This window comes from Heyndrickxia sp. FSL K6-6286 (assembly GCF_038630395.1).
In the GTDB taxonomy this organism is placed as follows: Bacteria; Bacillota; Bacilli; order Bacillales; family Bacillaceae_C; genus Heyndrickxia; species Heyndrickxia oleronia.
The window spans coordinates 561588-575877 of the sequence record NZ_CP152029.1; the positions used below are offsets into that span (position 1 = coordinate 561588).

Genomic DNA, 14290 nt, shown 5'->3' on the forward strand with positions numbered 1-14290 from the left:
AAATTAAAAATAGTTTTCTTGATTTGCTGGATCATTGGTGCCCGCCAACCTTTTTTCAACTACTATCGAGATCTTCAAAAGTACTAAAGACAATACAACATAATACGGGATATCCCACCATACTAGACTCTGGAGAAGGCCAGCGGAGATAAGAATTAGGTTTACTATAAACATTAGGATTCCTGTTAGAACATATTTTGCCCACTCAATTTTCCATGCCAGTTTTGCTAAAAGACAATAGTAAAGACTAGCACATAAATAGAATACAGCTGCTAATGCTATAGAATCACGACCTGGATCAGCAAACCAGCCAGGGTGATACACCCGATTCGAAAAAAAGATAATGGGTAGAATATGTGCACTTCCCGAAATACTTCCGACAATGAAATAAAGAATTAAATAATGAAAGAATTCATTTTTTCGACGTAGAATTTGTAGATAAAGCAACTTTGCTATTGCAAAATATACAAAAATTCCGCCCCCTGTATGTACTAAAGTCCACCAATTATGTGAATAAATATGAAGCTTCAAAAACAGCCATTCTACTCCAACAAAGAAAAGTGAAAATAAAATCATCCAAACCCAATGCAAATGAAGGGTTACGATGAAGGTAGCTGTCACTGGTAGTGCTAATGCATTGGAGAAGAATGCCCCCAAATTATTATCATAAAAGGATGGGGATTTTATTATATGAGGGTAATAATCATAGCTTCCTAAAAAGTTAAAGATTATCGTCTCAATGAAATAGCCAAATCCAATCATTGCAAATACTAATAATAATGTTTGTATATTTCTCTTTTTAAATATGGTAAACATAAATATTATTACGCTATATATAAGTAATAAGAAATACCAAAATGAATTGAAGTTCAATTCTATTCACTCCATAATGTTGAATACTCATCGTATTATTTATTCCCTTGCATTCTAATTTTCATAAGCCATTCATTCACAGATAGACTTATTATTGTAAATCATTCGATTTATTTTTTTTATAACCAAGGAGGTATGAATGTGAATTTTGACCAAGCCCTATATTTACAAGAGGATGAGATTGAAAGTTTAGAACGTGCCTTATTGTTCGCAAAAGATGCACATAAAGGTCAAAAACGGGCAACCGGAGAACCTTACATTATTCACCCGATAGCTGTGTGTGAAATTTTAATGAATTACCAAGCTGATCATACTACGCTAATTGCTGCTCTACTCCATGATGTTGTGGAGGATACGAGTGTCACTTTACCTGAAATTGGGGATTCCTTTGGTTCAGAGGTTGCTTTAATTGTTGAAGGCTTAACGAAGGAGAAAAAAGGGAATCTTCACAAAGAGGAATATAGTGCAATAAATGTAAAGAAGCTATTGTCTGCTTCGGTGAAGGATATTCGTATTCTTATAATCAAACTTGCCGATCGGTTACATAATATGAGAACACTGGAAGTAAAGAAAATTGAAAAGAAAGTTCCATATGCCAATGAAACATTATTATTTTTTTCTCCATTAGCTGAACGGCTAGGGTTGTATCAAATGCAGGAGGAATTAGAGGAATTATCATTTAAGTATTTAAACCCGCCAAAATTTCACGAAGTCCAAAAGCTAGTCAATAATTATACTAAAACATTTATCACTATTTTCGATTCGTGTTCAGACAGAATAATAAGAAGTAAGGGAAATCTTGATATTAAGATGGCTTGGGAAAGGGAACCAATCTACAAAGCAGCATCTATTATCCAGGAAAAAAAATCACTAGCTGAATTATTCATGATTAAGCTAACAACTAAAGAATCCATTCATTGCTACACTGCTCTTGGAATTGTACACCAACTTTTTCAACCCCTAGAACATTTCGAAGACAATATTGCAATAGAGAAAAATATGTTTTCAAAGCATCTCACTACAAAAGTTCTTATTAATGAAATAGAAGTAAAATTTATTATTCAAACAGAGCAGACAAGTATCTTCCAATTATTAAAGAACGATCCTATACCAATGCTTAGTAGCAAAATATTAAAAGATACGATTCAATCTGTACAATCGGTAACAACAAATCCAATTGAATTTCACGACTTGATTTCATTTGAATTATTTCAAAAGGAACTAACAGTATTTACACCGAAAATGGATATTATCACCTTACCGGAAAAATCCACAGTCATTGATTTTGCTTTTCATTTAAACCCTCACCTCGCTAGAAAAATGTCCGCTTCAAGGATAAATGGACTGAAAAAACCAATCTATACCGTACTCCATGATGCGGATATTGTTGAATTAGTTATCACTAACCAAACCACTGTTCAAGCTAGTTGGTTAAACCATATTCAAACAGCCAAAGCGTTGAAGGAAATTAAAGAAATACTTTGAAAGTTAGAATGGAGCAACATAATGAGGAAGAAAGGTTGAAATGTCTTTGAGGAAAGAGTGGAGACACATAATGAGGGAAAAAGGACAAGAATGTGTCTCCAAGGTGTTAGTGGAGACACATAATCGGGAAAAAAGGCCAAAAATGTTTGTCAGAGGTGTTAGTGGAGACACATTATGAGGAAAAAATATTGAAAATGTGTGTTAGAGGAGAGAGTGGAGACACATAATCGGGAAAAAAGGTCAAAAATGTGTCTCCAAGGCAAGAGTGGAGACAGATAATGAGGAAAAAAGGTTGAAAATGTGTGTCCAAGGCAAGAGAGGAGACAGATAATGAGGAAAAAAGGACAAAGATGTGTGTCAGAGGAGAGAGTGGAGACACATAATCGGGAAGAAAAGCCAAAAATGTGTGTCCAAGGCAAGAGTGGAGACAGATAATGAGTGAAAAAGGTCAAAAATGTGTGTCCAAGGCAAGAGTGGAGACAGATAATGAGTGAAAAAGGTCAAAAATGTGTGTCCAAGGCAAGAGAGGAGACAGATAATGAGGGGAAAAGGTCAAAAATGTGTGTCAGAGGAGAGAGTGGAGACACATAATCGGGAAAAAAAGCCAAAAATGTGTGTCCAAGGCAAGAGTGGAGACAGATAATGAGTGAAAAAGGTCAAAAATGTGTCTCAAAGGCAAAAGTGGAGACAGATAATGAGGAAAAAAAGCCAAAAATGTGTGTCCAAGGCAAGGGTGGAGACACATAATGAGGGAAAAAGTCCAAAAATGTGTGTCAAAAGGAAAAGTGTAAGTTACATAATGACCCGGTCGCCCCCGTAGCTAAATCCTAATTAAGCAGAAAAAACCGGTATACCCGGTTTTTTCTATTCTAAGACGGCCTTAATTATAAATCGAGATTGTTGTACATCGAAATAGCCTTTGGATTGTATGATTTTATGGATTTGATAGAGTCGATCCTGATATTTTTCAATAGTGAAATCAGGTACCTGCCAAGGGATTGCTTTTAAATAATAGATTAATGCGCCAATGTCATAGAATCTTTGCATAGGGAATTCCTCACGGTGATCAATAATTTTAAACCCATGATCCTCTAATTCATTAATTGCATAGCGCATATTCCAATGATTGAATTCTTCATTTAAAGGTGCCCCTAATTGTTCGTTTATTTGAGAGCAATCAGTACCTCCAACTTGTTGAGTAAGAAAAATTCCTTGATTAGTAAGAATTCTTTTTAGTTCAGTTGGTGAGTAAGATTCATGTCGATTAATAATTAAGTCAAAGCTATTGTCTTCAAATGGAAGTTCATTATCATCATCAATTTGCACAATTTTTACTCCTAAAGGTTCTAGCCTTTTTTTAGCTATTGGAACATTTGGGGGATAGGCTTCCGTAGCACAAATAGTTGGTGGATAAGGTGTCAGCATGGATAAAAATTCTCCACCACCTGTCCCCATGTCCAGCATAGCTTGTGCTTCTTTTATAAGCGGAAGGACGATACTTCCATAGGACCAAGAAAGGATTCCATTTTGCACCCGCCCAGTCTCTGATAGATATGAAAAATCCCATCCTGAAAAGGTTTGATTTTTTTCCTGTATATAAGTAGAAAATAATTCGTCTTTTATCATGATTGATCTCCTCCAGATTTTCTTTTAACAATTTTAATTGTTTAGTAGAGGAGGTCCTCTTATACGTTTTTATATATTGTGTTCTAACAAATTCATTCTATTTTTCCTCCCTTATATATATTCTCTTAATAACTTCATTTCTTCAAAAGTTTCAATATTCCTGCTGTCGCCGAAGGGAATTTCAAAGAAATGTCGAACAATGAATGAAACATCAGAAAGGGGAGATTTCATGAATAGGTTAGTTCCGCACAATATTAAGTTTGCTGGTCGCATGTTTGAGCTATCTAGTGCTCCTCAAGTAAGCAAGGCACTAGGATTATCTGTGAAAACGATTCAGGATACAATTAGCTTTATCAAATTTATAAAAAAAGAAGAGGAGGAAGGTAAGCAGTATTCGCGGGTCATATACAATGAAACAGAAGGTTTAATTGGCGTGATTACATTAAAGGACATCGATCATAACAAAAAGAGCTGTCATATTGGTACTTGGATTGGATTTGACTACTGGGGTAAAGGATATAATGAATGGGCGAAAAAGGAAATTCTCATATTTGCTTTTCAACAGCTTAATTTAGAGCTTGTATTTGCTGGAGCAAAAAAGGACAATATTCGGTCCATAAAGGCACAAGAAAAATTACCTTATATCACTTTTAATGTGGAATCAATCTTTCCGGATGAGCATGCAAAAATTGAAAGGCAAACCCAGTCTCCATGTGTTCTTCATGTTATTCAAAAAGACGATTTTATGAAATGGTACAAAATGAATAATCAAAATGCTGCTCACAAAAGACAATTGGAGCAGCATTTTTATCTATAAAAATAACAGCATTAAGAAGTGAGACTCATACCAATGACACCAATTAAAATAAAGAGCAGTGAGAAAGCCTGAAATTTATTGATCTTTTCTTTAAACCAAAAAAGGTCAGCTAATGTAATCCCGATGGTACCAATTCCTGTCCAGACGGCATAGGCTATTCCTGCGGGTAAGGTTTGCATAGCGGTTGAAAGGCAATAGAAGGACAGTGAAAAACCGACGACTATTACAATAATTGGCCATTTTTTCTTCCATCCATCTAAGTATTTCATGGATATAGTAGCAATGACTTCCTCTATTCCTGCAAGCAATAGTAATCCCCAAACCATTATTGTTCACTCCTTTCATTATTAGTAGTGGTAAATACCTTCATTCCAATGATTCCAGTAATTAAAAATACTAGGAATATTAATTGCTTAAAAGAAAATGGATCTCCTAAAATAACTCCAACAAAGTAGGTTGCAGTTGTTCCGATTCCAACAAAAACTGTATAAGCAGCAGCAACAGGAATTTTCTTATATGAACGAATGAGTAAAAGAAAGCTTATGATGATAACGACTAGAGTGATCAACCAATCCATTAGGCTATCTGCATGTTTTAATAATGTCGCCCATACGACTTCAAGAGCGCCAGCTAGTAATAATAATAACCATTCCATATTTCTCCCCTTCTTTCCAAATGAATGACTATCATTCATTTTTTTATCTAAAAAATATTGGATGTAAGTATCCAATATTTAAAAAGCTGATAAGGATCTTTTTATAAAGTTATAAATTTCCTTTTGATATTCTTCTTCTAGTGCATCATGTTCTTTACCGATAAAATATCTTTCCGCAGTGTTTTCCATGAGATTAATGATCATTTTCGTTGTAAGTTTAACATCAATCGTATCAATGATTTCTTGATGTTTAATGGCAAGATTGATTTTTTCTTCAAACCATTGGTAGAAAGGCTGGTAGATGATCTCCCATTTTTCCATCGAATGTTCAATCGCTAAACCTGAATAACAGAGAATGATGATATCTTTAAAATCCTCCGTAGTTTCAAAGGTCGTACGAATGACTTTTTCTAAAACTATCCAAAATGAGTCCTGGTCAGAAACGACTAGCTTCATTTTTTCAAATGTAATCGTCAGTAAATGATCAGCTATTGCAGGAATTAAGGAACTTTTTGATGGGAAGTATAAATAAAAGGTTCCTTGTGCAATTCCCGCACTTTTAACGATATCTGAGATGGACGTATTTTCATATCCTTTTTCGGAAATGACTTGAATCGCTGCTTGTAATATTTTATCGTATTTTTCTTCCGATTTTTTGGTCATTGAGTATCACCCTTTTTATGAATGACTGTCATTCATTTATGATAGCACAAAGAAAACTAAAAAGCCAACCCTTTTAGTTAAAGGCTGGCAACTAGTAATAATCGTTAAACGATAAAATAGGCGATTATACTTAAACAAACGGAAGTGATAAGCATAGCGATCAAAGGTCTTAATGCTTTTGTACGAAGATCTTTTAAACTAACATTAAGCCCAAGTCCAACCATAGCAGCCGTCAAGCACCAAGTAGTTAGGTTGGATACTCCGTTTTTAAATCCATCTGTCACAGGAATATGACTTCCTAGAATATAGCTTCCAAATAAACTCATGAGGATAAAACCAATTAAAAACCAAGGAAACTCAATTTTATTATCACCAGATTCCTGCCCATGGCTTTTCCGTTTCATAAAATACATAAAGATAAAGCATAAGGGAACAAGAAGGAAAACACGTCCTAATTTAGCTAGTAGTCCGATGGCAAGAGAATCCTCTCCACCAGGTGCTGCAGCTAAGGCAACATGGGCTATTTCATGTAAACTAATACCAGACCAAATTCCATAATCTACTGCAGTTAAAGGTAAAAAAGGTCGTAAAATGGTATAGGTAATGGCGAAAATCGTCCCTACTAATGCAATAATGCCAACACCGATAGCAGTATCTTCATCTTTAGACTTAACAATAGGAGCAATAGCAGCAATGGCAGCTGCGCCACATACTCCAGTTCCAACTCCGAGTAATAAGGAAATATTTTTATCCGCTTTAAACACTTTAGCCAACCAAATCGTTAAAAGGATGGCAAAGGTAATCACTCCTGCATCACGAATTAAAAGTCCGATTCCATCATGTAAAACTGTATCAATATTTAATTTTAAACCGTATAAAATAATAGCAAAACGCAATAGTCGTTTAGAAGAAAAGGCTATACCAGAACGAATCATTTCAGGATACCCAAAAATTTGACGATAGATAACTGCAATAATAATGGCAGAAGCTAATTGTCCGACGTGGTCGAATCCAGGCACCATGGCTAAAAAGAAACCGAGAAGAGCGATAAAGAACGTAAATGCAATACCACTGATCCAATATAGAGCGGAGGGTTTCTTTTTTGGTTCCATTGGTTCTAGTTGTAGAACTTTTTCTGCTTGCATTTATAACACCTCCAGTGATTTTCTATAGATTTAGCATAAGTCAATATTGACGATAAGGAAAATAAATATATATGATGTTAATTATAAGTAATAACTTATAATAGGGAAAGAAGGATATGAATGGATCAACACTTACTTGTATTTGTAACAGTGGTTGAGAAAGGGAATTTTTCACGTGCGGCTGAGGAGCTTCACATGACGCAACCAGCAGTCAGCCAGTATATACAAATGTTAGAACGTACTTATGGGACGAAACTTTTAGATCGGACGAATAAATTTGTGCGTTTAAACAAAGCAGGAGAAATTATCTATTATCATGCAAAGGAAATTCTAGGCCTTTATTCGAAAATGCAGAACTTAGTTGATGATTTGACTAATCGAGCAAGTGGTCCCCTTTCCATTGGTGCGAGTTATACATTTGGTGAATATGTGCTGCCACATTTTATAGCGAAATTACATGAGGAATTTCCATTGATAAAGCCAAGAATTATTATCGGAAACACAAAAGAAATTGCGGAACTGGTGATGGGACATCAATTAGATGTAGGAATCATTGAGGGAGACTATAAAGATTCTAAATTAACAGTTGAGCCATTTGCGGAAGATATAATGTATGTCATCGCTTCAACCAATCATCACTTAGCTCAAAAAAAAGAAGTGAGCATTTCCGATTTAGAGGAGGAAACGTGGATTGTCCGTGAATTAGGTTCAGGTACTAGAATGGCGGCAGAGAAAATTTTTCGCCACATGTCTATTGCTCCAAAGGATGTCATGGAGTTTGGTAGTACGCAATTAATTAAAGAAACGGTTGAATCAGGTCTAGGGATTACACTTTTATCTCAACTAACTATTCGTAAGGAAATGTCTATGGGTTTATTAAAAATCATTCCAATCGTAGGGACTCCTTTTAAACGGAAGTTTTCCATTGTTTTACGCACATCATTTAAAACGAAAGCGCTTGAGGTGTTTATTGATTTACTGAAGAATTATGATGATTTAAGTTAACTAAAACCTTACAATGAAAATAGATAAGGGATGGGGGGATTCATATGTATCAATCGAAGCATTTTACATTGGAGAAGATAAAGGAAGGAATCTATGCGGCCATTGTAACGGAATATGGAGGGGGGATTGGAAATGCAGGTATTATTGATTTAGGTGACCAAACAGTGATCTTTGACACCTTTAATACTCCTCAAGCGGCAAGAGATTTGAGAAAAGCAGCGGAAGATCTTATAGGAAATCCAATCTCATATGTCGTTAATAGTCACTGGCACGGCGATCATATTCGTGGAAATCAAAGCTTTGAAGATTGTAAAATTATATCCACAGTCCACACTAGAAAATTAATGGAAGAAATTCATCCACCACGCATCAAGCAGCAGCAACAAACAATTGATCAGTTAATGAAATATATCCAAACATTAGAACAAGAGCCAAGTCCACAGAAGGATGTCATTTCCCAACTAAAAGAAATAAAAGAGACTCTACCTCAATTAAAACTCGTACTACCTGATATCGTTTTTGATAAGCAATATAGTATAAAAGGTAGTAAGAGAGAAATACAGCTAATAACATATGGTGGAGGTCACACAAAAAGTGATGCCTTTTTATATGTTCCAACGGAACAGATCATTTTTATGGGAGACTTATTAGTCATACAAAATCATCCAATGATAGGTGATGGAAGCCCAACAGAATGGATTGAAATATTAGAGGAAATTTCGAAGCTATCCTTCCATATCGCTGTTCCAGGTCATGGACCAATAGGTGTAAAAGATGACTTAAATAAGTTAAAACAATATCTAGTCGATTTGTTTGATTTTCCAAGCGAAATTCCGAATACATACAGTTTGTGGAATCATTCGGAGCATTTTAATTCCAATATAGAGTTTTTAAAAACGTATATGAAGTAGTTTACTATAGTGATAAATAACAGAATATTACGATTAGTTTATCGGTGTACTTAAAAGAATCTATAGTTCAGGAGAAAGGAAAGGAATATGGAAAATTTATGTTTTCGACCATTAGAAAATGAACTTGAAGAATTAATCTCATTCATGACAATGAATCAGTGGGAATATCATGGAAATACTATCCCTTCAGCGGAAAAAATAAGTGAAAGCTTTAGGAATGGTTGGTATCACGAGGACAGGGAGACTTTCTGGATTGAAATAGATGGGGAGAAAATAGGACTAGTAATAATTCATGATATTTCAGATACTATTCCTTTATTTGATCTTCGCTTAAGTGAAGAGTATAGAGGTAAAGGGATAGGAAAATACTGTGTACATTGGATAGTTAAGTACCTATTTCAATTACCTGAGAAAAAAATCAGGATAGAGGCTTATACTCGGGCAGATAATATTCCAATGCGTAAAACATTATTTCATTGTGGATTTGTAAAGGAAGGGTATCTACGAAACTCATGGGAAAATGACGATGGGAGTGTTTCAGATTCTTTATGCTATGCAATCATTAGAGATGATTGGGAAAATGGGACAATAACACCAATCAAAATGGAGGAATATTCATTTTAAAAATCAAAACTCTTTTTTCAAGATTTTATTGCTCTTTAAGTCATGTTTTAACTAAAAGTAGGTTCAAGACCGTCAAGCCCATTAATTCCACTAAGAAAAGAGCTACAAACTTCATAAGAACGTTGAGCCTTTATTAGCTGTAAAAGCCAGCAGTAGGAAAGCAACAGACTTACGAAAACAGTCAAAATGGATAAGATGAAGGGATGAAGAAATGGTTCCAAGAGCAAATGCATTAGGATTATTAAGAAAAGATGATCAAATCCTTCTTGAAGAACAAAAGGGAGTCCATTCTAAAGGAATAGGCTACTTTTATCGTCCAATTGGAGGAACGATCGAGCTTGGTGAAAGATCTTATGAAACGCTTATAAGAGAATATAAGGAAGAGTTAGATGTAGAAATAGCAATAAAAAGGTACATACACTGCTTAGAAAATATTTATGAAATTAATGGACGAATCGGGCATGAAATCACGCAAATATATGAAGTTGAATTTAAGGATGAACTACTTTATAAGAAAGATACCTTTCAAGTAGTAGAAGGCTCAAGGATTACCCAAGCTAAATGGATTTCCCTGGGGGATATCGAATCACTTATTTTATATCCGAATGGATTACAAGAGCTGATTAAACAAATAACGTAAGGGATGGTTATTTTAAAACCATCCCTTCCTTCTATTTATTCGTTGAATAAGTCTTTACTGCTGGCGGTTCATATGTATTAAATTGATCAAGTAAATCCTTTGGGTCATTAGACACTAACGCCATATGACGGTATTTTTCATGTAGAAACTGTTCCTTTGTCATATGGTCAAATAATGCAAGGAGAGGATCATAATAATGATTAATATTTAAGAGACCACATGGTTTTTGATGAAGACCTAATTGAGCCCATGTAAAAATTTCGAAGAACTCCTCTAATGTTCCAGGTCCTCCAGGCAATGCAATGAATCCGTCTGCTAAATCTGCCATCTTTGCTTTTCTCTCATGCATTGTATCAACAATAAATAATTCAGTTAATTTCTTATGGGCTATTTCTCTATTTTCTAGAAAAGTCGGCATAACACCAATTACGTGACCACCCTCTTCTAGAAGTGAATCTGCTACGGCACCCATGACTCCAACACTAGCTCCACCATAAACTAGCGCAATGTTTCGCTTCGCTAGTTCTTTTCCAAGTTTTTTTGCTTCTTCTAAATAGATACTAGATGCTCCGCTACTAGATCCGCAAAATACAGCTAACTTTTTCATATGATCTCCCCCTTAAAAATATCATGAACAATTATATAAAAGTTTCAGTATTTTGTTAAACTTAAGGTATTGAAATGGAGGGAAAAAATGGATGTTACTGAATTTCAACAATGGGTCAAGGATTATTATGATAGCAGGGGATGGTCAGAATTAGATATTTTTATTCGAATTGGCTTTTTAGCAGAAGAAACAGGTGAGGTTGCACGAGCGATCCGAGCCCTAGAGATTGGGAGAGATCGACCAGATGAGGTGGATGGTTCTTATGAAGAGAATAAGCAAGAGTTAACGGAAGAACTAGGAGATGTTTTAGGGAATATCATTGTTATTGCGAATAAGTACGATATTCCTCTAGAAAAAGTATTTCATGCTCATAAACAGAAGTTATCTGAACGTTATTCTCGTAATTAGGAAGGAGTATAAAGTTAGTATATTAAGGGGGAGTGACATGTTAATCGGTCATATCGCAGAAATTGTTCGTTATCCTATAAAATCCTTTCAGGGAGAGAATGTGGCAAAGACAAAAATCATGGAATATGGTTTGTATGGGGATCGTAGCCATGCCTTTAAAGATGAAACAAGGCGCGATAAGTACCTGACTATTACGCAATTCCCAGAAATGGCTCAATATAAAGCGAGATTTATAGGGACAGAAAAGTTGGATGAGTATCCTAAAGTCGAAATTACAACGCCTACTGGAGAGATTCTTCATTGGGGAGACGAGAATCTTACTCAAGAAATACAAAACAAATCGAAACGAATGGTTTCTCTTGTTCAATATAGTCCGACACATGTCCCAGTGGGGGCGATTGAAGAGGAGAATATACAGCTAGTTACGGATGCCTCTTTAGCTGCATTGGAGCAATTATGGGGAGAAACAGAGGTGGATTATCGGAGGTTTCGTCCCAATTTACTCCTATCATTAAAGGAAAAAACTCCATTTATCGAAGAAAAATGGTTTGGAAAAAGAATGAAGATTGGAAGTGCAGTTGAACTTCAACTAAAAAGGCATTGTGAAAGATGCATGATTATTACAGTAAATCCTGAAAATGCGGAAAGAAATTCTTCTTTGCTGAAAACGATAGTGAAAAATCGAAATAATCATTTTGGTGTTTATGCATCTGTCATAAAAACAGGGGATTTACAGATAGGTGATGAGGTTCATCTACTTGATTAACACCAAATGGGATTTGAAATAAATAATTCCAATGTAAAGAAAATTGGGATATTATAGATAATAGTATAAGAAAGGTGGGATACGTGATGAAGCACTTAGAGAATAATCACCATTTATATTTAGGAGAATTAAATAGCTAATCGAGCATTCTAAAGAGGAATGCTCGGTATATGAGGAGGAGCATTCTTGTTAAATAAACTTGGGTTCGATTTATGGGCAAACGATTATGATCAAACTGTTCAATTAAGTGAAGAAAGTAATCTGTATCCATTTGCTGGATACAAAATCATCTTAAATACGATATTTAATGAAGTGATGCAAAGTGGAAATCAGTCTGTCTTAGATATCGGATTTGGGACGGGAGTATTAACCAATAAATTATATGAAAATGGACATGAAATTACTGGAATTGATTTTTCTAATAAAATGATTGAAATTGCACAATTAAAAATGCCGTCTGCTCATTTAATAGAATTTGATTTTACAGAAGGTCTACCTGAACAGTTAAACGGGAAGAAATATGATTCAATCATAAGTACGTATGCGTTACACCACTTAACGGACGAGAAAAAAATAGAATTCATTAAAAGCTTGCTGCCTTTATTAAAGAAAGAGGGAAAAATTTATATTGGCGATATTTCGTTCCAGACAAGACAATCCCTCGAACAATGTAAAATAGATAGCTTAGCATATTGGGACGATGATGAATTTTATTTCGTGGCCGATGAAATTATTTCATCTTTAAAAGAGTTATGTCAGTGTGAATTTCACCCTATTTCCCATTGTGGTGGTGTATTTATTCTTTCGGTTTAGTACAAATGTGAAAAAGGAGATGGACGACTCATCTCCTTTTTCTACTTTTAGGAGAGGAAAGAGAAGAATGAAATTTTATATCGCTTCAGGTTTGAAAAATAAAGAAGTAGTAAGGGATGTTGCCAACCAGTTAAAAGAGAAAGGGCATATTCATACTTATGATTGGACGAAAAATGAGCATATATCAACTATTGAAGAATTAAGAGAGATAGGTCAAAAAGAAAAAGAAGCAGTTTTAGAGGCGGATACGGTCATTGTTCTTTTACCAGGAGGGAAAGGAACACATATTGAATTGGGGCTGGCGCTTGGCCAAGAAAAAAAGATCTACCTTTATTCACCAACTTCAGATATCAATCAACCTCATGTAACAAGCACTTTTTATCATTTACCAGAAGTAGAAAAGGTCATTGGATCAATCGAAGAGTTGGTTAATCGCGTAATTTCATAGATTCAACAGTGTTGATAAGGATCAGCAATTATAATGGAAAACTACTTACTTAAGATAAAGGAGAGTTACGATGAAACGAGTAGATGTGGCATATGTTCTTCTGTATGATGAGCAGGAGAATAAAGTATTAATGGTAAAAAATAAAGGGGAACAATCATCCTACTATACTCTTCCAGGTGGTGCAGTTGAATCTGGAGAAACTCTCGTTGAGGGGGCAATTAGAGAAGTAAAAGAGGAAACGGGTTTAGAAGTAGAAGTCAATGGAATAGTAGGAATTCATGAAGCATTCTTTAAAGCCAGAGGACATCATGCAGTCTTTTTTCATTTTAGAGGGAAATGGATTGGTGGAGAAATTGAAATTTCTTATCCTGATGAAATTGAAGAAGTGGTATGGATGGACTTGGAACTGGCGCAAAAATACATCGGTATACCGGAAACAAAGGATCTTCTCAAAAAGAATACATCCATTTCCTACATAAATAAAGGAATTATTTAACAATAAAGGTTTCGAACTTATTTGTGTCGAATAAATAATTATAACTAAGCTGTAATGATCTATATGAGGGAGAATTTATGGACTTATTACTATTCTTTTTTTTACCCTTGATTGGAATGCTATGGTTTTTGAATTTAGTTACTCTAATAAAGAAAATAAAAGAAGAAAAAGCTTGTCAAAATCAGATTATACTTGGTGCTACACTTAGCTTTATTTTTATAGGCTTATTTATGTTTTGGATAGTTGGTCTTTATTAAAGGTTCTTGTTTCAAATATTACTACTATTTAGGTAATATTTTTAACTAATA

At 34.9% G+C, this 14290-nt stretch carries 19 protein-coding genes; 12 read left to right on the top strand and 7 right to left on the bottom strand.

Features of this window, described 5'->3' with window-relative positions; genetic code table 11:
- Positions 1-3: 3 nt before the first annotated feature.
- Positions 4-873, bottom strand: coding sequence for a hypothetical protein (locus MHI39_RS02925; RefSeq protein ID WP_058004098.1), 870 nt, complete (start codon positions 871-873; stop codon positions 4-6).
- A gap of 141 nt (positions 874-1014) precedes the next feature.
- Between MHI39_RS02925 and MHI39_RS02930 the strand changes: the two genes are divergently transcribed.
- Positions 1015-2358, top strand: a complete 1344-nt coding sequence (locus MHI39_RS02930) for an HD domain-containing protein (protein WP_342540656.1) — start codon at positions 1015-1017, stop codon at positions 2356-2358.
- 864 nt (positions 2359-3222) lie between these two features.
- On the opposite strand, the gene MHI39_RS02935 is transcribed toward MHI39_RS02930, so the two are convergent.
- Positions 3223-3984 carry a class I SAM-dependent methyltransferase gene (locus MHI39_RS02935; protein WP_342540657.1) on the bottom strand — a complete coding sequence of 254 codons (762 nt, stop codon included), beginning with the start codon at positions 3982-3984 and terminating at the stop codon, positions 3223-3225.
- A gap of 229 nt (positions 3985-4213) precedes the next feature.
- Between MHI39_RS02935 and MHI39_RS02940 the strand changes: the two genes are divergently transcribed.
- The gene (locus tag MHI39_RS02940; protein ID WP_342540658.1) at positions 4214-4801 is read left to right on the top strand and encodes a GNAT family N-acetyltransferase; all 588 of its coding nucleotides are present in this window, start codon (positions 4214-4216) and stop codon (positions 4799-4801) included.
- An 11-nt stretch (positions 4802-4812) separates the two neighbouring features.
- Here the strand turns inward: MHI39_RS02940 and MHI39_RS02945 are convergent, their stop codons facing one another.
- The 4 genes from MHI39_RS02945 to MHI39_RS02960 all read right to left on the bottom strand — a co-directional run bounded on the left by MHI39_RS02945 (position 4813) and on the right by MHI39_RS02960 (position 7231).
- The gene (locus MHI39_RS02945; protein WP_058004102.1) at positions 4813-5127 is read right to left on the bottom strand and encodes a multidrug efflux SMR transporter; all 315 of its coding nucleotides are present in this window, start codon (positions 5125-5127) and stop codon (positions 4813-4815) included.
- The gene (locus MHI39_RS02950) at positions 5127-5456 is read right to left on the bottom strand and encodes a multidrug efflux SMR transporter (protein ID WP_078109140.1); all 330 of its coding nucleotides are present in this window, start codon (positions 5454-5456) and stop codon (positions 5127-5129) included. Before MHI39_RS02950 ends, MHI39_RS02945 begins: the two co-directional genes overlap by 1 nt.
- 78 nt (positions 5457-5534) lie before the next feature.
- Positions 5535-6119, bottom strand: coding sequence for a TetR family transcriptional regulator (locus tag MHI39_RS02955; protein ID WP_058004104.1), 585 nt, complete (start codon positions 6117-6119; stop codon positions 5535-5537).
- A gap of 104 nt (positions 6120-6223) precedes the next feature.
- Positions 6224-7231, bottom strand: a complete 1008-nt coding sequence (locus MHI39_RS02960; protein ID WP_058004153.1) for a YeiH family protein — start codon at positions 7229-7231, stop codon at positions 6224-6226.
- 153 nt (positions 7232-7384) lie between these two features.
- Here MHI39_RS02960 and MHI39_RS02965 point away from each other — a divergent pair, with 153 nt between their 5' ends.
- From MHI39_RS02965 to MHI39_RS02980, 4 genes are all read left to right on the top strand, one after another.
- Positions 7385-8269, top strand: a complete 885-nt coding sequence (locus MHI39_RS02965; RefSeq protein ID WP_058004105.1) for a LysR family transcriptional regulator — start codon at positions 7385-7387, stop codon at positions 8267-8269.
- Between the two features lie 44 nt (positions 8270-8313).
- Positions 8314-9180 (top strand): MBL fold metallo-hydrolase, encoded by an 867-nt coding sequence (locus MHI39_RS02970; RefSeq protein ID WP_058004106.1) that lies wholly within the window; start codon positions 8314-8316, stop codon positions 9178-9180.
- Positions 9181-9267: 87 nt separating this feature from the next.
- Entirely contained in the window at positions 9268-9804 is a 537-nt protein-coding gene (locus tag MHI39_RS02975; protein WP_259548785.1) for a GNAT family protein, read from the top strand.
- Positions 9805-10015: 211 nt separating this feature from the next.
- The gene (locus MHI39_RS02980) at positions 10016-10444 is read left to right on the top strand and encodes an NUDIX domain-containing protein (RefSeq protein ID WP_058004108.1); all 429 of its coding nucleotides are present in this window, start codon (positions 10016-10018) and stop codon (positions 10442-10444) included.
- A gap of 31 nt (positions 10445-10475) precedes the next feature.
- On the opposite strand, the gene MHI39_RS02985 is transcribed toward MHI39_RS02980, so the two are convergent.
- Complete coding sequence (locus MHI39_RS02985; RefSeq protein WP_058004109.1) at positions 10476-11051, bottom strand: TIGR00730 family Rossman fold protein; 576 nt, start codon at positions 11049-11051, stop codon at positions 10476-10478.
- A gap of 87 nt (positions 11052-11138) precedes the next feature.
- Between MHI39_RS02985 and MHI39_RS02990 the strand changes: the two genes are divergently transcribed.
- The 6 genes from MHI39_RS02990 (at position 11139) to MHI39_RS03015 (ending at position 14239) form a co-directional block, all read left to right on the top strand.
- The gene (locus MHI39_RS02990; protein ID WP_058004110.1) at positions 11139-11459 is read left to right on the top strand and encodes a MazG-like family protein; all 321 of its coding nucleotides are present in this window, start codon (positions 11139-11141) and stop codon (positions 11457-11459) included.
- A gap of 37 nt (positions 11460-11496) precedes the next feature.
- Positions 11497-12225 (top strand): MOSC domain-containing protein, encoded by a 729-nt coding sequence (locus MHI39_RS02995; RefSeq protein WP_058004111.1) that lies wholly within the window; start codon positions 11497-11499, stop codon positions 12223-12225.
- 186 nt (positions 12226-12411) lie between these two features.
- Positions 12412-13038: a class I SAM-dependent methyltransferase gene (locus MHI39_RS03000; RefSeq protein ID WP_058004112.1), complete on the top strand. Its 627-nt coding sequence runs from the start codon at positions 12412-12414 to the stop codon at positions 13036-13038.
- Between the two features lie 67 nt (positions 13039-13105).
- Positions 13106-13486 (top strand): nucleoside 2-deoxyribosyltransferase, encoded by a 381-nt coding sequence (locus tag MHI39_RS03005; RefSeq protein ID WP_058004113.1) that lies wholly within the window; start codon positions 13106-13108, stop codon positions 13484-13486.
- Between the two features lie 70 nt (positions 13487-13556).
- Positions 13557-13982 (top strand): NUDIX hydrolase, encoded by a 426-nt coding sequence (locus MHI39_RS03010; protein ID WP_058004114.1) that lies wholly within the window; start codon positions 13557-13559, stop codon positions 13980-13982.
- Between the two features lie 77 nt (positions 13983-14059).
- Entirely contained in the window at positions 14060-14239 is a 180-nt protein-coding gene (locus MHI39_RS03015) for a hypothetical protein (RefSeq protein ID WP_058004115.1), read from the top strand.
- Positions 14240-14290 lie beyond the last annotated feature (51 nt).